Source organism: Colwellia polaris, assembly GCF_002104515.1.
Taxonomy (GTDB): Bacteria; Pseudomonadota; Gammaproteobacteria; order Enterobacterales; family Alteromonadaceae; genus Cognaticolwellia; species Cognaticolwellia polaris.
Genome location: NZ_NBOE01000013.1, coordinates 75,082 through 97,421, shown reverse-complemented (window position 1 = coordinate 97,421; position 22,340 = coordinate 75,082). Strand labels below are relative to the sequence as shown.

The following is a 22,340-nucleotide window of genomic DNA, read 5'->3' as shown; positions in this document are numbered from 1 at the left end:
TGTTGTTGATTATGATGTGCTTTTAAACACTTCAATTCTATTTCGACCACTTTCCTTGGCTCGATACATGGCAGTGTCAGCATCTTTTATTACCGCTTCAAAATTAGTGTGGCTGTCGCTAACGGTACAAATGCCTAAACTTAGGGTTACTGTTATTTCGTTACCTTCAAAACTAGGGCAATTACTTGCTAAAGATTTTTGAATACGTTCAGCCGTTTTCACTGCACCTGCTAATTCACTTTCAGGTAAAAGTATAATGAACTCTTCGCCACCATAGCGAGCAAAAAAATCAATATTACGAATTTCTGTGCTGCATATATTACAAATATGTTTGAGCACTTCATCACCAAATGCATGACCATATTGATCATTAACATCTTTAAATAGGTCGCAATCTAGCAATATAATGGTGAACTTATTATGGCTTCTTTGTACCCGAGCAAATTCAGCATTACCGCGTTCAAATAAGGCACGTCGATTAGCAACGTTCGTTAACGGGTCGGTGTTAGATAACTTTTCTAACACTTCTGTTCTTTCTGCAACAATTTTAGTCATTGACTCTAAAGATACCGTTGTTTCACTCAACTCGGTATTCATGTCATTAAATGCACTAGCAATACTTTCAAACTCTTCTGATGAATTAGACAGTTCTATTTTCTGAAAGTTACCAGAGCTAGTTTTTACAAAAGCTGATTTAACTTCTTGAAGTGACGTTCTAAAAATTCGCACTAATTTAAAAGCGCCATAAACCAAAGTAAATAAACTCAAGAGCAACACCGATAATATCCATGTAACCTGTCGTTTTATGACAGAATTAATATCAACCTGCACTATATTGAATAAGTGTATAGAATCAGCTCTTATTGCCTCTAACTGATTAATTAATCTAGCTTTTAAGTGTTGTTTAATTTTATTATCTGCATTTAATAATTTATTTTTATTAATGGCGTTGAATAAACGAAGTACATTTTTATTCTGACTTTCTATACTATGTTGAATGGTCTGCTGTTGAGCTGTTAGATTTGGAGTTTTTAAGAGCAATTCACTAAATTCACGATCTAAAGCCAACCAACTATCGGTATTAAAGTCGCTTGCATAAATGTTCTCTATACTTATGAATTGCTTCAAAATATTAGCATGGTTTTCTACTTTATTGGCGTACCGCTCACGTTCCAATGCAACATTTACTACCTGAATTGACCATAAAATACTGATCGCAAGCGCGAGAAAAAATATGCAACTACTAAAGGTAAATACGTAAATTTGTTTTTGTAGGCTCAACTTCATAGTAAATCCTTATTTACATCGATAGGTTTACTGACCCAGGACTAACCATAGTAAGCGCTCTGCTATCAAAAATACGTTCGGTATTATGAACATGTTCAAACTCTTCAGATTGTGACTCCATTGCCCAAATAGCTTGAGATTTAATGTTTAACATTAAAGAATGATTTAGCCCGAGCTTAAAAATATAATCAGACCATACCCAGGCAATAAACTCAGGTTCTACATTTAATTCTGCTATGACTATTTTTTTCGCTGCTTCGGGATTAGACACGATATAATCAATTGCGATACGTAAACCTTCGATAACACACTTAGCTTTTTTTAGTAGTTTTTTATCTGCGGTTTGAGAAATTAAGTTAAAGCTTAGCGTACTTAAACTTTTAGTGTCGTGAATTTTTATTTCTTCACTGAGTAATTGTAACGCTTGAAAGCCAAAAGGTTCCCACGGAAGAATGGCGTCAACTTCCTGCTGACTAAAACCTGTTAACAACTTCTCAGGCTTATAATGATGTAGTTTAACATCATGCATACTTAGCCCTTCAATAGCGAGTAATGTACTCAAAATATATTCGCTAGATGTGCCTTTAGTAACTCCTATTCGTTTACCTTTGAGATCACTCATAAATTCAATATTATCAGCTTTGCGAGTAATTAATTTTACATCATTGTCTGACTGAACAAACATGGCGTGTGTTACAAAGTCTTGCGTGTTTAAACTTTGAAATGCAATGACAGAATCAGAGCTTGTACCAAAATCAACCTTACCGCTCATCACTTTTTCAAATGCTGCTTGCCCACCAACAACTTCATCAACTTCGACACTTGCACAGGTATTTTCAAAAGCATTTATAGCGTTAGCAACATAAAAAGGCGCAGACAATGGCGTTTTAGAAACGGCGATAGTGATGGGATGCTTTTCTTGGGCTGTAAAATTTGCAACGTAGAAGTAGCAAATTGCAACACCCATGATTAAGAGCACCAATATAACAGGCGCTAATCGTTTTTTTTCATGCAAAGCGTAAATCTCCTTTTTATCTATGCATTATTTATACTTATTATATGCATATTTAATGATATATCCTATTAATTAAGCATCGTTTTTAGATTAATTACAGTACTGCAACCATTAAATAATAATACTAGCAGGTAACGCTAGATCTGCTTTTAAATTTTTATGAAAATTAAACAATATTGAAAAAATATAAAAATACATGAGAATATTTCTTAATAAAGGACTGTTCTAAGTACTTATTGCGAGTAGCTGCACTTCATATTTGGTGATCCTAAGCATTGCCAATTTCGTATATAAATTTAAAGTACTGTGGAATAAATATGACTTAAATGAAAAATATAACTAAAGCGCAATTAAACGCGATGGAGCCTCGCTATAGAGCTCAAATGATTAACAGTTTATCGGGTTTTAAAAGTGCCAACCTTATTGGTACCACTAACCAGAACCAAACACATAATTTAGCTATTTTTAGTTCTGTATTTCACCTTGGTGCATCACCTGCCTTGGTCGGCTTTATTTCACGTCCAGACAATGTTGATCGACATACCTTGAAAAACATCAAACAAACACAACAATATACCATCAATCAAGTAGCTGAAGGGTTTTGGCAAGCAGCCCATCAAACCTCAGCCCGTTATAAAGAAGAGCAATGCGAATTTAAACAAACGGGGCTAACAGCACAGTTAATAGCGGGTATAGAAGCACCTTTTGTTGAAGAGAGCCAACTTAAGTATGCACTAACGTTAAAGTCTATAATACCAATTGAGCTGAATAACACAGTGCTTGTTATTGGTGAAATTACTCATATTTTATGCCAAGAAGCCGCAATTAAAAACGATGGTTACATCGACATCGAATCATTAAACACGGTTATGGTTTCGGGCCTCGACAGCTATCACACTAGCCAAAGGCTTTCACGTTTGAGTTACGCTAAACCTGAGACTTTACCTAAGTGTATTACTATTAATGGCGAAGCATAAGATAATTGCAAATATATGTTATTTGGTGAGGTAAATTAATGTTAACGATTTTCTATGATGGTAATTGCCCATTATGTGCAACTGAAATGGCACATCTTAAAAAACATGATGCAAAAAACAAGATTCAGTTAGTCAATATACATGAAGATGACTTTTCAACACGTTACCCCAGCGTTTGTTTTGATGAAGCAATGAAAATATTGCATGGGCATTACAATGCTCAGCTATTACTTGGTCTAGAAGTAACTCATAGAGCCTGGACACTGGTAGGTAAAGGCTTTTGGGTCGCTCCTTTAAATTGGCCTATTATTAAAACAATAAGTCATTGGATATATCTAGGCTTAGCGAAATATCGACACCAAATTTCAGCATTACTCGCTAAAATATTTAACATCAAAACTACCCATTGTACTTCAGGAGCATGTTATGAGAACCGAGCAAACCTTGATAATAGGCGCAAGTAGCGACATAGGTAAAGCTATTGCTAAGCAAATCATCGCTGAAGATAGCGCCAATTTAATATTGATTAGCCGTAGTTTCGCTGATGATGATCAACCAGAGTATAAAGCTAATTCATCAAATGTTACCAAAATTAAACTCAAAGATTATCAACCACAGTCTATTGACCAAGCTATATCGCAACTATCACAAGACAACCAAGCGCCAATCACCCAGGTATTTGTTTGTAACGGTGTATTACATAACAGCACCATAACCCCAGAAAAACGTTTAGAGGACTTTAATGCACAATCTTTTATTGACGTTATCAGCTCAAACACTTTAACGCCAATGCTGTGGATACAAAAGTTAACCCCTATAATAACAGGGAAATCTCCCTGCACATTTGTACTGTTTAGTGCCAGAGTTGGCAGTATCAGTGATAATCGTTTAGGCGGTTGGTATAGCTATAGGGCATCAAAAGCAGCATTAAATATGATGGTGAAAACCGCAGCAATAGAGCTAGCTCGACGAGCCAAAAACATTAAGTTAATTGCTTTTCATCCGGGAACAACTGATACACCATTATCGAAACCTTTTCAAAAAAATGTGCCTGAAAGTAAGCTTTTTAGTGCAGCGTTTGTCGCGAAGCAGTTATTAGAAATCGTTGAAAAAACGCCACATGATAAAATGGCAAGTTACCTTGATTGGCAAGGCGAAAAGATTAACTGGTAACTAACATCTCACATGTTATAACCATGATTTATGGGTATATTTGAATCGTTCTTCGATTAATCAACAAGCCTTTACTCGAAATCTACATTTTTTATCGCTAATGAAAATGGGCCAGACACTTTTCTCTTAACTAAAAAGCCTATTTCAATAATATTTTCAGATAGCAGAATAGGTGCTTTAGCTATATTTCGTCCACGAAAAGTAGCTTGAAAGTCAGTCAATAAAAAACTTAATTGTGCTAGATGATCGGCAATCGTAGTGAAATTATGTTTATAAGCTAAGCGATAACCATCAACATTTACGCTCAGCCTTAATTGATAAGTAAGCCCATCGCCCTTCACCTTAATACATACCCTGCTAAGTGCTTTTTCTAACGGACTAATCGAACGATAAACCGAACTAAATCCACCATTATTTTCCAAGGAAATATTACCGCTGAAAAGTGCGTAATTCTGCTGTAAGATAAAATTACCTGCCGACTTACCTCCCATAACACTATCGTTAGTAATACGCCAACCTTCTGTTTCGCTCATAGACGTTAAAGCAGAATGCTTGGAGGCGGAAGCGAGTTCAGTGCTGTGTTGCTCGGAAAAATCAATCAACTACTTTGCCCTATTTCGTCAGTAATAAAGAAGGTGTATTTACATTGTTGCTGAGTAACTGCTGACACTAAAATATCTAAAGTCGAGGTATCATAAACTCAAAGCAAAACTTGAGTACACCTTTAAACAATCAACTTTTTTAGACAATGCTTATTTAGCAATACCTACAGTTTCACGAGCAAAAATTTGAGTAATAGTGTCACTTAACTGAGTCAGTTCATTTACCACAATAGTCGCCATACTGGCATAATCAACTTCAGCGCCATGGGTAACTAAACAAGACATAGTGTTAGCATTTTTAGCTGCTTGCAGGTCATAAAGATAATCACCCACATATAATATATTTTCAGCAGGCAAATTCCACAGTTTCGCAAGATGTAATAAAGCATCTGGTGCGGGTTTAGCTTTGTGATCAGCTCGGGTAAAAACCTGTTCAATAGCAATATTGTTATGCTTAATCTTTATTAATGCGGCTTCTCGACAATTGCGGGTAACAATGGCACAAGGAATATTTAAGCCAGACAATAGTGCCAATAGTTGATCTGTTCCGAGTAGCTTCTCGGTTTTTCTCGCATCATTAATTTCAAACTCAACTAATAGTTCATTCGCTTGTATTTTCTGGCTTTCTGGTAAACTTTCTACAAAATCGAGTAGGTCTATATTTTTCTCACACCCTAAGGCGTCACGAATATTGTCGAAATTTAACGCTGAAGAAACTAACGTATTATCTAAGTCAAAAATTACACCCGATAGTTTATGTGGTAACAATGTTTCTCTCTCATAATTAATCGATTTAAGCACTCGCGTGAGTACTTATAAAATAAAACCTAAGCATGACCTTTATTACGCGATATATACGTAAAAAGATCATATAACATAGCCGCTAGTTTATATTCCGCCGGCTAAAGCAATAATAAAGGTTAGTTAGACAACTGAAATTGCCAAACATTACTGCTGCTTGAGTCAACCTTTTCACAAGCAAAAAAATTGTGTTCATAAGCAGTATGACAACTGTTAGGTATTCTGCCTTTAAAGTTAAACATAACTTGATGCTCACCTGTGTTTAGGTTCAGTGCCATATAGGATTTATCTTTCAAATAATAAATCCTATTATCTCGCCACTGCCAATGACGCCAACCAGAAATAGGAAACTCAGCAATAAGCATAGATTCAACACCGGTTTTTACATCTAATTGATATAAGCCTGGCTGATTAAATTTAGTATAATAAACATTATTTTTATTACCTTGTACGCTATAGCCACCTTTAGTCGTTAACTGGGTTACTCTTTTATTGTTCAAAGACAACTGCCAAATATTCCATTGCCCATCAACTTCAGCACTAAATAGGATGTGCCCCGATGTAAAAGCAACGTGATGCACTTTGGTAAAGTTTTCAGCTATTTTTTGCCATTTTTTATTATTCAAACTGTATAAATACAAACTATTATTAATGCTCGCCACTATTTCATCATCGTTTGGTGACCAAGAAATGGCGCCGATATAAGCTATTTCCTCATCGAACTTAGCCACACTAACGTTTTCATTTTCATCTTGTATGTATACTTGTTCTTTACCGGATCTATTAGATACAAATGCCAATACGTTAGTATTATTGCCAAGCGTTGGATTAAGATTAATCCCACTACTTTTTGTCAGTGGCTTTAGTTCACCATTTTGCATAGAGTAACTTACTATATTAACCGTAGATTGGCTGCGTTCGGTTATTACAGTGCGAGGAGAATCACCGATTGAAAGCCGACTAAATTGATCGCCATGCGCTATATTTTTTAACAGACTGTGGTCAATATTAAAGTCAAAAAGCCCCGTATTATTGGCCAATAATATTTTATCTGCTGAGTGCCACATCATGCCATAAACATTATCAATAACGGTTGCGCTCAACGTAATCGAGTTATCGTTTAATGAAATAAGTTTAATTTTATCGGTTTCATCGCCACTATATTCAATAACAGCTAACGCTTGAAAGTCAGGTGAAATAGCAAAAGCATAATCCCCGACAGTATTTCCGGTTTGAGCTGGGTGAGTAAGTTGTTGTTTTCTTCCGGTATCAAGCTGATAAGAGTACATTGCATACGGCTCAGATATGCTTGCTCTAGAACGATAAATTAAGCGGCGCTTTCTCTCATCATAAGCAAGCTGTGTTACCACTCTTGTGCCGCATTCAACAACGGTAGAAAACACCATTGTAGATAAGTCTATTTTAACTATTTCACATAGCCTTTGTTGTAAGTTATTTAATCTTGAAGCATAAATAAAGCCATCGCTGGCAAACAAAACGTCGGTGTAATAATAATTGTCATCGGAAATAGCTTGAATTGAACCGTCAGCTTTTTTCATCTGCAGTTGTGCAGTAGCATCAGCATTTGTTCGGTGCAAATAAACAAGTGAACCAGTTTTTGGCTCAAAACTGGCATTAAAAGCACTACCCAATGTAGATGTAATCGGTTGCCAAGCAACAACTCTTAAAGCTTCTGGTTCACTCTTAGCGTCTGAAAGTTTATATAAGAAAATTATGATGAGTAATAATACAGCTAAAACCCATACTCGACTGACACTTAACCAAGGTAATTTTTGCTCAGAAGACTCTTTTACGGTTATTGTGTCGTCATGAGAAGCTTTATTATTTTTTGGGGCAGTTGCATTAGCCATCAACTCAGCTGAGCTAGCTTCATCGGTTATATGCTGTAAAGTTGGTACTTCTGTAAATCTATAGCCTACTTTACTTACCGTTTTAATCCATTTCGGCGCGGATGAGTTATCTTCTATTAGTTTTCGCAGCTCACCAACAGCTCGGTTTATGGCTGCATCACTAACAACTCGACCTCGCCATACTTGAGCAACTAGCTCTTCTCTTGAAATAGCCTCTTGAGGGTGTTGACAAAAATACACTAATAATTCAAAAACTCTCGGCTCAAACTCGATTCGTTTAGTGTTTTTAAAAAGTGCTACCTGCTCTACATCAACAATAATATCGCCAAATAAAAACCGCATTTAATAATTCATCACTTTATTCATCACTTTCTTCGTCATTATCATTTCATTATAAAATCATTGTTACCTCTTTATTGAAGCAAATCAAGAAACTGACAAACTTCGAATCTACCTAGTCACCATTATTTGATAAGAAATTAGATGAGAAATATCATGAATAAAATCCAGATACTTAGCCTTACTATTGCTTCATGTTGCCTACTTATAGCTTGCGGATCTGGCAGTAAAGATGAAAAAATTACACAGCCGATCCCAGTCATTAAAACATGTGCTGGACAATCGCTTGATACCGGAGCGAGCTGTATTAGCATAGAGAACCGAGAAGCCATTGTTTACAAACCTGACGATGCAATAGAAGGTATCGCTCTATTTTTACATGGTGCCCCTGGCTCAGCTAAAAAAGTAAGTAAAATATTTGATGCTAAAACATTAAGTATTAGCGAAAATTTACTCTCGGTTGCTCCTGAAGGGAGAAATGAAACTTGGGGGTGGGAAAGTCTTAATAATGCAAGTGCCAGTAATATTGATGTCGACTTTATGCTTAATCTGCTAGCACAGATCAGAGCTGACAATGATGTAACCACAGATAAAGTCTATGTTTTTGGCTACTCTGCTGGCGGGTTTATGGCTTATAAACTTGCTTGCCACATTCCAGAGCATTTAACTTCAGTGGTTACTTTAGCTGGACAGTTTCGTGGCGAATTTACGGCTTGCTCAACATTAACACCAGTAACTTTACATCATCTACATAGTCCACAAGATAGAGAAGTCCCTCTAAGCGGCAGAAGCACAGGCGCGATTAAATCTGTTACAGATACACTTGCCCATTGGCTGTTAATCAATGGCTGTAGCGACACATTTACTAGCGTAGAGCATCCTAAAGTTATCAATGAAAGTAGTGGTAGCGAAACACAAGTATGGGAGGGTTGCGCTAAAGATGTTCGTTTCACTTCATTAAATAATGTGCCACACGAAAGTAGTTATAACGCAGAGGCTTTAAAGCAAATTTATAGCGCTGTTTTTAACTAACCTGAACTATGGATATGAGAATTTGATACTCAAGTGAATCAATAGCTTAGGTGGAAAAGTAAATGCTATAGCAAGGTGAACATCACGAATAGACACCATCAATGCTTCATTTTATGCCACTTCCGAGACAAAACGTTTATCAATAGCGCGCTATTTATCGACGTTTTAACCCAGATAAATGGTTAAAAGGGAGCATTGAGCAAGTGCTGCTTTTCCAGAGTTCAGGTTAACTAATATCTCCAATGTCAAAACACTTCACATTTAATAAGGATCAACTATGCGTGCAATTTATAGTTTTTTTCTGACGACGTTTTTATTGTCAGCTTGCTCTGGTGATAACAATAAAACAGAAATAACAAACCCCATTGAGCCACCCGAAAACATTACAGTGCCTGACACTAACATGGCAATTCCTGACAATCGATTTGCTAATAATTACCAAGTATTACTCTTTGGCAATAGCCATGTCATTGGGCTAAGCAGTTTACTAAAGAAGTTACTGAACGCAGGTAATCCCTTTGCCACCATTACTATACAGAATGCAGGGGGAGGTTTTCTAGATAACCGATCAACACAACAGAAAAGGATTGATCTACTTGAAAACCAACCTTGGACACATGTGATATTACAAGGGCAAAAATATTCCCAATCGGGTGCGACAACTTACCCTGTTACCGCTGCACTATCTTGGATTAAAAAAGCTAAAAGTCTAGGTATAACCCCAATACTATTCCCCGAGCACCCACAACAAGGTAAAACGCAAGAAGGGAGCCGAGTGCATCAAATTCACACTGGAATTGCAGAAATACAAAAGTCTTGTGTAGCACCTATTGGCTTGACTTGGGATAAAGTCATCATGACCCTACCTCAACTAGTGCTACATACACCTGACGGTAATCATGCTGCATTAACTGGGCAACTGCTCACCGCTTTTGTTTTCTATGAAGTCATTACTGGAGAAGCGGCAGATTTACTGCCCTTTATTAAAGATATAGATGTCAACGAAGCAACACAACAAGTATTGAAACAACTAGCCTCAGAGACCATACAAGCCCATCAGGCATGTTTATTTGAAATATAAGTACACGTGTGGCCTAGTTTTTTTTAAGCATATTTTAGATACATAGCCAGCCGAATACAGAGCGTTATTTTACGTAAATCTATACGAGCGTATAGCCATTAATGTATTCGCTTGTGTAAATAAATACAAGATTGCAGTAATTAGCAACTCCGAGAAAACGATTCATACGGGAGAAAATGAAAGCGCACTCTCAAGCTGCAGTTTCAATAACTAAAATTATATTTTTCGATATTAAAAAAACGCCACTCGTTTTTACACGAGTGGCGTTATAACAAAGTGCTAGTTTTAAAAGTTGAATTAAGCGTTCAAACTAATCCTATTTTTTACTATCTTTTAAGTAATTAAAGAAATTACTATCAGGCTTAACCACTAAGATATCACTCTTATCGCTGAAGCTTTTTTCGTAAGCTTCTAAACTACGAAAGAAGTTATAAAATTCAGCATCTTGACCATAAGAATCAGCATAAACTTTTGCTGCTAAAGCATCACCTTCACCACGAATTTCTTGTGCTTCTTTCTGTGCTGTCGCTAACATTACGGTAACTTTGGCATCAATAGTTGCACGAATGATTTCAGCTTGCTCTTGACCTTGTGAGCGATGTTCTTTCGCTACAGCGGTACGTTCAGCACGCATACGTTCGTAGATTGAGTTACTGACTTCAGTAGGTAAGTTAATAGCTTTGATGCGAACATCAATCACTTCAATACCTAAATCTTCACGACTACTTGCCGCACTTTCCAGTGCTTTAGCCATAATATCGTCACGTTCGCCAGATACAATATCTTTAATAGTACGTGTACCAATCTCAGTACGTAAACCATTGTTTACTTTCTGTTTTAGTAAGGCACGTGCATTTTCAATTGAACCTGATGTACGTAAGTAATAAGTAGAAAAATCAACGATGCGCCATTTAACAAATGAGTCGACCATTAAATCTTTCTTTTCAGATGTTACGAATCGATCAGCCGCATCATCTAAGGTTTGAATACGTGCATCAAGTTTACGTACTTGGTTAATAAACGGAAATTTAAAGTGTAAACCTGGCTCATAAACTTTCATGTCACCGGTATCACCATCACGTTTAATTTTTGAGAATTGGAAAACAATGCCGCGTTGTCCTTCAATTACCACAAAAACAGACGAAACCGTTAGCACAAGTATTAAGGCAATAATTGCCAATAGAAAATTCTTCATGGCTTAGTCTCTCCCATTATTGAATCGATCATTACGACCAGATAATGTTGGCGCAGTATTATTGCTGTTTGACGATTGATTTATCGTCGTTGGTGATGATTGTTGAATAACACGTTGGCCGCCAGATTGTTGTTGCATAATTTTATCTAGAGGTAAGTAAATCATGTTATTGCCACCATCAACATCAACCATTACTTTGCTGGTGTTGCTGTATACTTTTTCCATCGATGTAATGTACATACGTTGGCGAGTAACTTCAGGTGCAGCTTTGTATTCTGGTAATAACTTGTTAAAACGCGCTACATCACCTTCAGCATCAAGAAGTATTTGCGACTTATAAGCTAAAGCTTCTTGCTCTAAACGCTTAACACGACCACGGGCACGAGGTTCAATACCACGAGCGTAGGCTTCAGCTTCACGTAAAAAGCGCACTTCATCTTCTTGTGCAGAAATAGCATCATCAAATGCATCTTTAACTTCGTTTGGCGGACGAGCATCCTTGAAGTTAACATCAACAATGATCAAACCTAAATTATAAGGCTCTATAATCTTCTCTAGCTCTTTCCAAACTGATTGACGAACTTCTTCACGACCTTTGGTTAAAATGTCATCCATGTTTGCGTGACCAACAACATAGCGCAATGCACTATCTAGTGACTCACTTAAGCTTTCATCAGCATTGGTAACACTAAAAACATAGTTACGTGAATCTACTACACGGTATTGAATTTCCATTTCTACACGAACAACGTTTTCGTCTTTTGTCAGCATAAAGCCAGATGACGGAAGGTTACGGGTAGTTTGCATATCAACAGGAATAATACGTTCTGCGAACGTCCACTTCCAACGTAAACCTGGTTCTACCGTACCTGCATACTGACCAAAGCGTAAAACAATGCCTTTTTCAGCTTCTTTAATAGTAAAAAAACCTGCAAATACATAAACTAATATAGATATAATGAGTACAACCATGACACCGATACTAGAAAAGCTTTTTCCTGATCCGCCTCCTGATTTGCCACCGCCAAATATACCGCCAAATTTATTGCCGATATCTTTTAATAGATCATCTAGATCAGGTGGACCTTGGTTCTTACCACCTTTATTTTTCCAGGGATCTTTCTCGTTATTCCCCGGTTCGTTCCAAGCCATGCTATTCTCCGCTATAAAAATTAATGCGCTAACTGCTATATAATATTAAAACACTGCGTTTCACGTAATATATCAGTCTGTTAAGTTTGAATAAAGTGCTCTATTTCTGCTTCATCTTGTTTCAGTAACTGATTCCACTCTCTAATAGGTAATTTTATGTTGAGTAAACAATTACCTTGTTCATCATATCGTTCATCAGTTATACAATTTAACTCGTAAAGTTGACCGCGAATTTTACCAGCACTGGGCGGTAAACACAGCAAGTGTTGAATAATTTCTTTTCCTAGTCGCTCCGAAAGCGCTTGGAATAATAATTCAATACCAATACCTTGTTGTGCTGAGAGCCATACGCGAATAGGCAATCCTTGATCATCACGATCAATCCGCGGCTCAACATCATCTAACCGGTCTATTTTATTACAAATTAAGAGTTGCGGAACATCATCCGCCTCGATTTCTTTTAAAACTTCTTCTACTTGTTCAATGTTTTCAGTTCGTCGTTCATCAGCAATATCTATTACATGCAATAATAGTTCTGCTTCACGTGTTTCGGTTAAGGTCGCTTTAAATGCAGCAACTAAGTCATGAGGCAAATGACGAATAAAACCGACAGTATCAGCCAAAATAACACGACCAACATCCTCAACTTCAATTTTACGTAAAGTGGGGTCTAAGGTAGCAAATAATTGATCTGCGGCATAAACATCCGCTTGAGTTATTTTATTAAATAAGGTTGATTTACCTGCATTGGTATATCCAACGAGGGAAATTGTTGGGATCTCAGCGCGGTTTCTTGCTCGGCGACCTTGTTGCCTTTGCTTTTCAACTTTACCTAATCGCTTACGAATATTAACCATACGTTCGTGAAGTAAACGGCGATCAGTTTCAAGCTGTGTTTCACCTGGGCCACGTAAACCAATACCACCTTTTTGGCGCTCTAAATGAGTCCAACCACGAATAAGGCGAGTGCTCATGTGCCGTAATTGCGCTAACTCTACCTGTAACTTACCTTCATGCGTGCGAGCGCGCTGGGCAAAAATATCTAAAATCAATGTTGTGCGATCAACCACACGACATTCGCACATGGCTTCGATATTTTTTTCCTGTGAAGGCGATAAGCTATGGTTAAATAAAACAATATTCGCATCAAACATACGTACTGCGTCAGCAACTTCTTGAACTTTACCTGTGCCAACAAAATATTTAGGATGCGGGGTATTGCGTTTACCTGTAACGATATTTAACGAATTTATACCTGCAGAATCAACAAGCATTTCAAACTCTTGTATATCTTCGCGGGTGTTATCATCTGGAAAATCTACATGAACAAGTATCGCCTGCTCACCTGCCTGATACCTATCAAACAAATGAGCGACTCCATACAATACTAGCTTTTTGCATTAATCTTCTATTTCCTGATTCGCCTGTGGGGTTGGCATAGTGGTTACTGCACGCGCCGGCACTACCGTTGAAATGGCATGTTTATAAACCATTTGACTAACCGTGTTTTTAAGTAAAATTACAAACTGATCAAATGATTCAACTTGCCCTTGCAATTTAATGCCATTAACTAAATATATTGCTACTGGAATACGGTCACGACGTAACGCATTCAAAAATGGGTCTTGTAAAGATTGCCCCTTTGCCATTATTTGGCCCCTTTTGTTATTTTTAGTAAAAAGTGAAATATTTAGTTCAAATATTTTATTATAGTAATTCAATTAACTAGCTGAAAACTGCGCAACCAGTTTAAGTATACATCAATGTTTACAGTTTGCTTACTGCCGACAAAATAAGTTTTAAATTATTTTCATCTTCCATATGCAACCAATGTAAATTTTGCCAACTTCTTAACCAGGTTAACTGTCTTTTTGCTAACTGACGAGTTGCACAGATACCTTTAAAAACCATGTCTTCGTGAGAGAAGTCACCTGCTAAGTATTGCCACATTTGCCGGTAACCAACACAACGAATCGAGGGTAGGTCAAGGTGCAAATCGCCTCTTTCTTTTAGTGCAATAACTTCTTGTTCAAAGTTTTGCGCTATCATTTGCTCAAAACGAAGCTCAATACGTGCATGCAAATCGCTTCGCTCTTTTGGTGCTATAGCAAACTGTAAAACATTTCCACTGACTATATCACCTTTTATTGCAGTTAATTGTGTCAAAGTATTACCAGACTTTCGATATACCTCTATTGCACGTGCAAGCCTTTGGGGATCATTAGGGTGAATTCGCTCGGCAGAAACAGGATCGAAACTCTGTAACTCTTCATGCAATGCAAGCCACCCTTTGTCAGCTGCCTCTAACGCTATAGCATTGCGAATGTCTTGATCCGCTTCAGGAAGTGGCGATATCCCTTCAATTAAACTTTTAAAATACATCATAGTACCGCCAACCAATAAAGGTATACGGCCATTTTCTCTACTTTTTGCGATGGCTTTAAGTGCATCATGACAAAAATCTGCAGCACTATAACTTTCGCTAGGATCTTTAATGTCGACTAACTGATGCGGATAGGCGGCTAATTCTTCAGCCGTAGGTTTCGCCGTTCCAATATCCATTCCTTTAAAAACTAAAGCTGAATCGACACTAATGATGTCACATGGCAGTGCATCACATAATGCCATTGCTAAGGCCGTTTTACCTGACGCAGTTGGCCCCATTAAACAAATAACGGGTGGCTCTTGCAGGTTAATATTTTGTTGATTTAACGCCTTAGTCATTTTGGTAATAATTTACTCTATCTGATTTATGAATGATGTGAGGTCTATCACTACAGAATTCAAGCGTAGTTGCTGCTCAAATTGACAATTAAAATGACTTTCTGCATTTCGCCAAACTTGTAATGCATAGGCTTGCGTAGATTCTCGGTTCAACATAAGTTCAGCCAACGCGATTTGCCACGCTGTTTCTGAGTGTGCTTCGGTAGTATTTTCAACGTCTAGTTGCTTAATTAACTCATCAAAGCTATTTGCTATGTCTTGATTTCGAAGCAAAGCGGGAAACTGTCGAATTTGTAATGTTGTTGAATTTTGTTGACGAACTTCCATCCCTATATGTTGAAATTGATTTTCATTTATTTGGACAAAGTTTGCGACTTTTTCACTGACCGATATTTTTACCGGTAATAATAGTGGCTGACTAACAAGCTTTTCATGCCAACGTTGTTTGATTACTTGTAACTTAAGTTGTAAATCAAGTTTTGTAACCGACAATAAACGTAAAGTATCGTGGTGTTGAAAAACTAAATAATGTGGAGCCTGCCAAAACAGTATTTTATTAACATCAGTACTATTATCTTCAATGACTTGCGCAATATTATTAGCTTGTGCATTTTGTATTAGAGGTTGTGAATGTGTAATCACAGGCTCTGAAATCTGGGGCTCGTTCGCCAACGGTGTCATTAAATCACTATAGGCTTTGCTAGCCTGATGATTTACCTTGCTACTATAACTTTGCCCATTACTACGCTGACTGTTATATGCTTGATGATATTCACCTTTCTGACTTACTGACTGATTTTCTAGCTGACTTCCTAACTGAGAAGAACTTGATGTAGCGGTTTCTTGTTGGCCATCAGCGCGAGGTCTTAACGGCGTAACAAAGTTCGAAGCCTGGTTATGAGCTTGCTGCTGGCTATTATCGGAGTTTGTCGTAGAAAGAATTTCGCCCGTGGTATTATCAACATTGAGTTCGAGCTCACTTTGTAAAGCGCGATTACAAACTGAGTAAATAAAATCATGCACATAGCGACCTTGGTGAAACCGTACTTCATGCTTGGCGGGGTGCACATTCACATCAACTTCACTAAAGTCGAGCTGTAAAAATAAAACAAACGCAGGATAACTATCGCTAGGCAGCATGTCAGCATATGCTTGACGAATAGCGTGATTAATTAATTTATCGCGCATCATGCGTTCATTAACATAACTATAGCTTAAGTCATTCTGATTTCTAAAGTAACTCGGCTGAGCAATCCAACCGTGCAAATGTAAGCCACCATGCTCACAGTTTACTTCAATAGCATTATCAATAAACTTTTGACCACACACTTGCGCAACACGTTTACTGCGTTGCAAGGCTGTGGTTGCGCCACGAAACTGTTTAATAATTTTATGGTTGTGTGACAAGACAAAAGTAATATCAAAGTTTGCCAACGCGATACGTTTGATTACTTCTTCTATATGAGCGTATTCTGTTTTTTCAGTACGTAAAAATTTTCGCCTTGCTGGTGTGTTAAAAAATAAGTCGCTAACATCTATAGTCGTGCCATTTGGGTGAGCAGCAGGCTTAATTGCCACAGCCATATCTCGACCTTCGGCATTTGCTTGCCATGCGGACTCTTGAGCTTCAGGTTTCGAGGTTAAGGTTAAACGTGAAACAGAACTTATACTGGCTAATGCCTCACCACGGAAGCCCAAACTACTGATAGCTTCTAGATCATCAAGATCTTTAATTTTACTGGTTGCATGTCGGCTCAAAGCTAATGCTAACTCCGCTTTAGCAATACCTTTACCATTATCAATAATGCGAATACGTTTTGCGCCGCCTTTCTCAATGTCGATTTTAATGGTGGTAGCACCAGCATCAATGCTATTTTCTACAAGTTCTTTTACTACAGAGGCTGGGCGTTCTACTACTTCGCCTGCGGCAATTTGGTTAGCGAGACGAGCGGGTAATATTGCGATGGTCATACGAGCGTTAGTCTGCCTGTGGTATTTTGAGTGTTTGGCCAATTCTAACCACATTGGATTTGAGGTTGTTGGCAGATTTTAATTGTCTAATTGAAACTTTGTAACGCTGTGCAACGACCGATAGCGACTCGCCTCGACTAACCTTGTGCTCGCGCACGCGTGTTGCCGCCATTAATGTGCCGTCAGGTGGGTTGCGAGAAAAATAGTCGTCTACTGCGATATAGATAGCTTTAGCTAACTTCTGCTGATGATTACTGTTATTTAAACGTCGTTCTTCTTGATGATTAGAAATAAAGCCTGTTTCTATAAGTACAGAAGGAATATCAGACGACTTTAACACCGCTAAGCTTAAACGCTCTGGTTTGCGTTTATGTAATTTAGTTACTTTTTTCAACTGTTTAACTACATGCTCAGCAAAGTCGTAACTGCTCGCCATGGTGTATTCTTTTTTCATATCACCAAGCGCAATAGCTAAGTTATTATCTTTAGTACTTCTAATGGTTTCACCGGCACCGCCAAGTAACTCAGAGTTTTTTTCTCGGTTTTGAATCCAGCGCGAAAACTCAGAATCTGCGCGCCGAGTCGCTTGCACTAACACAGAAGCACCGCTAGGTTGTGGGGAGGTAAATGCATCGGCATGAATGGAAATAAGTAAATCGGCTTTCGACTTTCTGGCAAGCTCTGTCTTACGATTATGATCAACATAATAATCGCCGCTGCGGATCATCACTGCTTTTAGCCCTTGCTTGCTGTTAATTAAATTAGCCAATTTTTGAGATATTTTTAAGGTAACATGCTTTTCATAAGTACCTGAAGCGCCAATTGAACCAGGATCTTCGCCGCCATGACCAGCAACAATAGCAATAACGATATCGCGTTTACCTTTACTGTTATCATGAGTGGTAATTGGATGGCTACTTTTGTCGTAAAGATCAATAACTAAACGATCACTGTATTGCCCTGCCGGTGCTAAGGGAAATACCGACACTCTATAATCTTCAGCTAACTCCAAGACCAAACGCGTGGTGCCTTTTTGTTTTGAGCGGCTAGTGCGAATTTTTTGTACGCGACGGTCGGCTTTAATTGCTGACATTAAATCAGCATTATTGGTGCTATTTTTAAAATCGATCACTAAACGTTGCGGTGACTTTAAAGAAAAGTATTTAAAATCTGGTTTGTTACTCAGATCAAAAACAACCCGGGTATTTTCTGGCGCCGGCCATATCCGCACACTATCAATGCTATTGTTTGCGTTAACCGTTGCTGCATAGGCTAGCCAAAGCATAAGTACAGCGGTTAATTTTTTTACAATACGGCTTAAGTGCATCGAATTTATTCCCTTGTGTATCTCTTTTTGAATACTATTGTTCTTGGAGCAAGCTCATTAATATTATTTATCGTTAATGCTTTCTATCGTTAATGCTACCTGGCCAAAAGTGATATTAGTTGTTCGCCTAATGGGGTATTAGCTTGTAACGCAACTTGACGTTGTTCATCAAGGTAAACTAAATCAATAATCATATCGGCTACTGGTAGCATACCTTGACCTTTTTCAGGCCACTCGATAAAGCTACAACAGTTGCTGTTAAAGTAATCTCGAATACCCATATATTCTAGTTCTTCTGGGTCAGCTAAGCGGTATAAATCAAAATGATACACTTGCCAATCTTGTAGATCATAAGGCTCAACTAAAGTGTAAGTTGGGCTTTTAACATTACCAATATGCCCCATTCCTTGTACAAAGCCACGAGTTAACGTGGTTTTTCCTGCCCCTAAATCACCATTTAAAAAAACAATAATGCCTTGTTTAAGTGCTGTTTTTACAAGATTTGCTATTTTTTTGCCTAAAGCAATTGTTGCCATTTCATCGGCTAATATAAACGTTTGTTTTGTCACTATATTATTCATCGTTTCGTTAGTCGTTCTAAAGTATCTTATCTACTGCACAATTACCATTATTTAGCAGTTCAAATTTAATGCTATAGTCTACTATTTTCTATGCAAGCTGTACCGTAAGAGATGATAATAATATCAGCTGCAACGCATTGAATACAGTATCAGCATTTGAAAGCGTAAAATTTTCCTTATAACTCAACCTAGCGCTTTGTAATTACCTAAAAGGTAAACTTGTACTCATTAATACTCACCATAATTAATAAGTATTTTTATCATGAGCTTTACTTCAATTAACCTTATAATCGCGATGTGTTAACCTTGTCGCACATTATGCATCATCTATATCTTTTTTATATTCCATAGCCATGACCTTACCTGTTATTAATTATCAAGAATTATCCGCACAAATTAAACGTTGGGGACAAGACCTTGGCTTTTCCCAAGTGGGTATTAGTGATGTCGATTTATCTGATCATGAAGCAGCATTAACGCGATGGTTAGAAAACAATTATCACGGCGACATGGATTATATGGCTCGTCATGGCTTAATGCGCGCCAGAGCAAAAGAGTTAGTTGAAGGTACGCTTAACGTAATTAGCGTACGTATGGACTACTTACCTACGGATGCTAAGTTTGCGCGTATATTAAAAAATAGAGATCATGCCTACATTAGTCGTTATGCACTAGGTCGTGACTATCACAAATTAATGCGCAAACGCCTAAAACAATTAGGTGAAAAAATTAGTGCTCACTGTGAAAACTTTAATTATCGCCCATTTGTTGATTCTGCCCCGATATTAGAAAGGCCTCTAGCCGAAAAAGCCGGTTTGGGCTGGGTGGGTAAACATACATTACTGATCAACAAACAAGCGGGTTCATGGTTTTTTCTCGGTGAGTTATTGGTTGATATTCCTTTGATTGCAGATAAGCAAGCAGAAAATGACTGCGGAGCCTGTGTGGCCTGTATAAAAATTTGCCCAACTCAAGCAATAGTTGAACCTTATGTTGTTGATGCTAGGCGCTGTATCTCTTATCTTACTATTGAATTACGAGATGCAATTCCGGAAGAGTTTCGAGCATTAATTGGTAATAGAATTTATGGTTGTGATGATTGTCAGCTAATTTGCCCATGGAATAAATTTGCCAAGCTTGGCAGTGAAGATGATTTTAAACCGCGACAAAACTTAGATAACATCGACTTATTAACTTTATTTGCTTGGGATGAAGCCACCTTTCTCAGTAAAACAGAAGGCTCTCCAATTCGACGTATTGGCTTTCAATGCTGGCAACGTAATATCGCCGTTGCTTTGGGTAATGCCAATTTTTCTCTAGATAATGTTCATGCGTTAACATCAGCATTAGTTAATGCTGAAACTATGGTGGCAGAACATATTGAGTGGGCGTTAGCGCAGCAATCTTTAAAACAAAAAACACTAGTTCAAGACAAAAATGTTAGATTAACCGCTCGGCTTATTCGCTCTGTAGAAAAGGGTATGCCACGTGATGCATAGCATGCTAAATGGATATTAATGACTTAAACCTGCTATCAATAACTTAGGCTTGGCTAATATAAGTTAATCTTGTTCTTTAGCTTTTTGCCATTTCAGCAATAAGTCTTCAAAAGTAGCTCGGCTTTTCCCCTCAAGGTTAGCGGTATCTAGTTCTGCAATAATTTTTTCTGTTGCCTCCTCATGCTCCGACGTACCTTGCTCTTCTTGTTTAATTTTTATTAATATTTTTAATTCACTAAACAAGAGTTTTGTATTGTTAGGGCTGAGCGTTAATGCTTGTTTTATAGCGTCAAGTGCTGGCAATAATCGATTCTTCTGAAAATGCTCAACAGCCATGCTGTTAAGTTCTTTAGCGGTAAAATGTATTTCTTCACGTTGCTGAGTTTCTTGCGCTATGTAACGCCTAACCACTTGGCTATTTAACGAGTCACCTGCAATTTGCTTATTTATCGCAGCAAGTAAATCAATGGCATCTTCACGCATACCAAGTTCATGCAATACTTTTACCCGATCTAGGTTATCTTCTACAACGTTGGTTGGCTGAAGTGACATATGATTTTCAACTAACTTGGTGGCTTTATCACGTTCGTTGCGAACATTATGCAACCGAGCTTTAACAACAATTAATTGTTGTTTAAATAGGTTAGCGTCGTGTAAATCGTGCTCAAATTGCCTGATATATCGATCGGTTTGTTGCAACAAATCATTAGCGCTTTCATCTGGCGTTGCGCAAGCGAGATCAATACTTGACCTAATAATATTAAGTAATAGCTCGGGAGAATCATGAATCGAGTTTTTAGCTTGTTGTGCAATATTTTTGGTCGCCACATACTGACCTTTATGATCATGAGTTAAGCGTGCTAAATCCCATGATTTTTTATTACGCTCTATATTTCTAGGAGCAAGCGCCATGGCTTTTTTTATTTCTTCGTAGGCTTGTTCGTAATCTTCTTGCTCAATAAAATACTGCGCCATCATATCGTGAGCACCAAACCGAGTTTCTGGTTTATCTATCAAGGTTTTTAGCATATCGCTAATTTCTTCTAAACGGCCTTGTTTTAGTAAGGCTTTGGCATAACCTAGGTAAACCCAAGAATATTTATACTGCTTAAAAAGTTGAAAATAAAATTTTTCTGCTTCTACAAACTCACGTAAAGCTAGGTAAGACTCGCCAATAATGCGGTTAATATTAGGGTGATAAAATGCGAGCTTTTCATTTTTTAGATGACGTTCGGCGAAATAAAGCGCTTTAGCGTAAGATTTTTTGTCAATCGCGTTGTTAATATTAAACAACACCTGCTTAACCTTCAGTATGGCAATAAAACGACTACGTACTTTCTTTATTGCTAACGGTTTAGTCCAAAAATCATCAGGTTGTAGCTCAATAATAGAATTAACCAGTGACTCATTAGTTTCGGTACTTAAAAATATTAATACTGTGGTTTTAGTCACATGGCCTTTAAACTTTAGCTCTTCTAAAAGATGAAATCCGTCTTTGTCACTTTTAACATTAAAAGCACAAATTACGATATGAAAATGCATTTCATCGCACAAGCGAAGTCCGTAATAGGCATTTTGCGCACAACGTACTTCTTTAATTCCTAAGGCAAATAAACTCTCTTTCAAGATACTATGAACGAGTAAATTATCATCAATAATCAGAACATTGAGTTGATCGAGCTGTGCTAATGTATTTTTGTCGACTTCTTCCAT

General features: G+C 37.6%; 20 protein-coding genes. 6 read left to right on the top strand and 14 right to left on the bottom strand.

Features of this window, described 5'->3' with window-relative positions:
- Positions 1-9: 9 nt before the first annotated feature.
- Together B6A32_RS16680 and B6A32_RS16675 are read right to left on the bottom strand one after the other, a co-directional pair.
- Positions 10-1,287, bottom strand: coding sequence for a diguanylate cyclase (locus tag B6A32_RS16680; protein ID WP_085306054.1), 1,278 nt, complete (start codon positions 1,285-1,287; stop codon positions 10-12).
- Positions 1,288-1,300: 13 nt separating this feature from the next.
- Positions 1,301-2,302, bottom strand: a complete 1,002-nt coding sequence (locus B6A32_RS16675) for an ABC transporter substrate-binding protein (protein ID WP_233131456.1) — start codon at positions 2,300-2,302, stop codon at positions 1,301-1,303.
- A 326-nt stretch (positions 2,303-2,628) separates the two neighbouring features.
- On the opposite strand from B6A32_RS16675, the gene B6A32_RS16670 reads away from it, so the two are divergent.
- Genes B6A32_RS16670 through B6A32_RS16660 form a run of 3 tightly spaced genes read left to right on the top strand, consistent with a single transcriptional unit; the run spans position 2,629 to position 4,452 of the window.
- Positions 2,629-3,279, top strand: coding sequence for a flavin reductase family protein (locus B6A32_RS16670; RefSeq protein ID WP_085306053.1), 651 nt, complete (start codon positions 2,629-2,631; stop codon positions 3,277-3,279).
- Positions 3,280-3,317: 38 nt separating this feature from the next.
- Positions 3,318-3,743, top strand: a complete 426-nt coding sequence (locus tag B6A32_RS16665; RefSeq protein WP_085306052.1) for a thiol-disulfide oxidoreductase DCC family protein — start codon at positions 3,318-3,320, stop codon at positions 3,741-3,743.
- Positions 3,706-4,452 carry an SDR family NAD(P)-dependent oxidoreductase gene (locus tag B6A32_RS16660; protein ID WP_085306051.1) on the top strand — a complete coding sequence of 249 codons (747 nt, stop codon included), beginning with the start codon at positions 3,706-3,708 and terminating at the stop codon, positions 4,450-4,452. Before B6A32_RS16665 ends, B6A32_RS16660 begins: the two co-directional genes overlap by 38 nt.
- A 71-nt stretch (positions 4,453-4,523) precedes the next feature.
- Here B6A32_RS16660 and B6A32_RS16655 read toward each other — a convergent pair whose 3' ends face one another.
- The 3 genes from B6A32_RS16655 to B6A32_RS16645 all read right to left on the bottom strand — a co-directional run bounded on the left by B6A32_RS16655 (position 4,524) and on the right by B6A32_RS16645 (position 8,068).
- Complete coding sequence (locus B6A32_RS16655) at positions 4,524-5,054, bottom strand: CIA30 family protein (protein ID WP_085306050.1); 531 nt, start codon at positions 5,052-5,054, stop codon at positions 4,524-4,526.
- Positions 5,055-5,204: 150 nt separating this feature from the next.
- Complete coding sequence (locus B6A32_RS16650) at positions 5,205-5,822, bottom strand: HAD family hydrolase (RefSeq protein WP_158088509.1); 618 nt, start codon at positions 5,820-5,822, stop codon at positions 5,205-5,207.
- 152 nt (positions 5,823-5,974) lie between these two features.
- A complete protein-coding gene (locus B6A32_RS16645; RefSeq protein ID WP_085306048.1) occupies positions 5,975-8,068 on the bottom strand; it encodes a winged helix-turn-helix domain-containing protein in 2,094 nt (697 codons plus the stop codon).
- A gap of 153 nt (positions 8,069-8,221) precedes the next feature.
- Here B6A32_RS16645 and B6A32_RS16640 point away from each other — a divergent pair, with 153 nt between their 5' ends.
- A complete protein-coding gene (locus B6A32_RS16640; protein ID WP_158088508.1) occupies positions 8,222-9,097 on the top strand; it encodes an alpha/beta hydrolase family esterase in 876 nt (291 codons plus the stop codon).
- 277 nt (positions 9,098-9,374) lie between these two features.
- Positions 9,375-10,178 carry a hypothetical protein gene (locus tag B6A32_RS16635; RefSeq protein ID WP_143327926.1) on the top strand — a complete coding sequence of 268 codons (804 nt, stop codon included), beginning with the start codon at positions 9,375-9,377 and terminating at the stop codon, positions 10,176-10,178.
- A 316-nt stretch (positions 10,179-10,494) separates the two neighbouring features.
- Here the strand turns inward: B6A32_RS16635 and hflC are convergent, their stop codons facing one another.
- The 8 genes from hflC to tsaE form a co-directional block, all read right to left on the bottom strand.
- Positions 10,495-11,373, bottom strand: coding sequence for a protease modulator HflC (hflC, locus tag B6A32_RS16630; protein WP_085306045.1), 879 nt, complete (start codon positions 11,371-11,373; stop codon positions 10,495-10,497).
- A 3-nt stretch (positions 11,374-11,376) separates the two neighbouring features.
- Positions 11,377-12,525, bottom strand: coding sequence for an FtsH protease activity modulator HflK (gene hflK / locus B6A32_RS16625; protein WP_085306044.1), 1,149 nt, complete (start codon positions 12,523-12,525; stop codon positions 11,377-11,379).
- An 80-nt stretch (positions 12,526-12,605) separates the two neighbouring features.
- Entirely contained in the window at positions 12,606-13,892 is a 1,287-nt protein-coding gene (hflX, locus tag B6A32_RS16620) for a ribosome rescue GTPase HflX (RefSeq protein WP_085306043.1), read from the bottom strand.
- A gap of 33 nt (positions 13,893-13,925) precedes the next feature.
- A complete protein-coding gene (gene hfq, locus B6A32_RS16615) occupies positions 13,926-14,174 on the bottom strand; it encodes an RNA chaperone Hfq (RefSeq protein WP_085306042.1) in 249 nt (82 codons plus the stop codon).
- A 118-nt stretch (positions 14,175-14,292) separates the two neighbouring features.
- On the bottom strand, positions 14,293-15,249 hold the full coding sequence (gene miaA, locus B6A32_RS16610) for a tRNA (adenosine(37)-N6)-dimethylallyltransferase MiaA (RefSeq protein WP_085306041.1): 957 nt from the start codon (positions 15,247-15,249) through the stop codon (positions 14,293-14,295).
- 12 nt (positions 15,250-15,261) lie between these two features.
- Positions 15,262-17,220: a DNA mismatch repair endonuclease MutL gene (gene mutL, locus B6A32_RS16605; protein WP_085306040.1), complete on the bottom strand. Its 1,959-nt coding sequence runs from the start codon at positions 17,218-17,220 to the stop codon at positions 15,262-15,264.
- Positions 17,221-17,227: 7 nt separating this feature from the next.
- A complete protein-coding gene (locus tag B6A32_RS16600; RefSeq protein WP_085306039.1) occupies positions 17,228-18,547 on the bottom strand; it encodes an N-acetylmuramoyl-L-alanine amidase in 1,320 nt (439 codons plus the stop codon).
- 95 nt (positions 18,548-18,642) lie between these two features.
- On the bottom strand, positions 18,643-19,083 hold the full coding sequence (tsaE, locus tag B6A32_RS16595) for a tRNA (adenosine(37)-N6)-threonylcarbamoyltransferase complex ATPase subunit type 1 TsaE (RefSeq protein ID WP_456297761.1): 441 nt from the start codon (positions 19,081-19,083) through the stop codon (positions 18,643-18,645).
- A 398-nt stretch (positions 19,084-19,481) separates the two neighbouring features.
- On the opposite strand from tsaE, the gene queG reads away from it, so the two are divergent.
- Complete coding sequence (queG, locus tag B6A32_RS16590; protein WP_085306038.1) at positions 19,482-20,627, top strand: tRNA epoxyqueuosine(34) reductase QueG; 1,146 nt, start codon at positions 19,482-19,484, stop codon at positions 20,625-20,627.
- A gap of 63 nt (positions 20,628-20,690) precedes the next feature.
- Here queG and B6A32_RS16585 read toward each other — a convergent pair whose 3' ends face one another.
- Entirely contained in the window at positions 20,691-22,340 is a 1,650-nt protein-coding gene (locus B6A32_RS16585) for a response regulator (protein WP_085306037.1), read from the bottom strand.

Excerpts from the sequence above, each read along its gene's own strand:
- B6A32_RS16680 (WP_085306054.1), bottom strand. The coding sequence starts at position 1,287 with ATGAAGTTGAGCCTACAAAAACAAATTTACGTATTTACCTTTAGTAGT.
- B6A32_RS16670 (WP_085306053.1), top strand. The coding sequence starts at position 2,629 with ATGAAAAATATAACTAAAGCGCAATTAAACGCGATGGAGCCTCGCTAT.
- B6A32_RS16665 (WP_085306052.1), top strand. The coding sequence starts at position 3,318 with ATGTTAACGATTTTCTATGATGGTAATTGCCCATTATGTGCAACTGAA.
- B6A32_RS16660 (WP_085306051.1), top strand. The coding sequence starts at position 3,706 with ATGAGAACCGAGCAAACCTTGATAATAGGCGCAAGTAGCGACATAGGT.
- B6A32_RS16645 (WP_085306048.1), bottom strand. The coding sequence starts at position 8,068 with ATGCGGTTTTTATTTGGCGATATTATTGTTGATGTAGAGCAGGTAGCA.
- B6A32_RS16640 (WP_158088508.1), top strand. The coding sequence starts at position 8,222 with ATGAATAAAATCCAGATACTTAGCCTTACTATTGCTTCATGTTGCCTA.
- B6A32_RS16635 (WP_143327926.1), top strand. The coding sequence starts at position 9,375 with ATGCGTGCAATTTATAGTTTTTTTCTGACGACGTTTTTATTGTCAGCT.
- hflC (WP_085306045.1), bottom strand. The coding sequence starts at position 11,373 with ATGAAGAATTTTCTATTGGCAATTATTGCCTTAATACTTGTGCTAACG.
- hflK (WP_085306044.1), bottom strand. The coding sequence starts at position 12,525 with ATGGCTTGGAACGAACCGGGGAATAACGAGAAAGATCCCTGGAAAAAT.
- hfq (WP_085306042.1), bottom strand. The coding sequence starts at position 14,174 with ATGGCAAAGGGGCAATCTTTACAAGACCCATTTTTGAATGCGTTACGT.
- miaA (WP_085306041.1), bottom strand. The coding sequence starts at position 15,249 with ATGACTAAGGCGTTAAATCAACAAAATATTAACCTGCAAGAGCCACCC.
- mutL (WP_085306040.1), bottom strand. The coding sequence starts at position 17,220 with ATGACCATCGCAATATTACCCGCTCGTCTCGCTAACCAAATTGCCGCA.
- B6A32_RS16600 (WP_085306039.1), bottom strand. The coding sequence starts at position 18,547 with ATGCACTTAAGCCGTATTGTAAAAAAATTAACCGCTGTACTTATGCTT.
- tsaE (WP_456297761.1), bottom strand. The coding sequence starts at position 19,083 with ATGGCAACAATTGCTTTAGGCAAAAAAATAGCAAATCTTGTAAAAACA.
- queG (WP_085306038.1), top strand. The coding sequence starts at position 19,482 with ATGACCTTACCTGTTATTAATTATCAAGAATTATCCGCACAAATTAAA.
- B6A32_RS16585 (WP_085306037.1), bottom strand. The coding sequence starts at position 22,340 with ATGGAAGAAGTCGACAAAAATACATTAGCACAGCTCGATCAACTCAAT.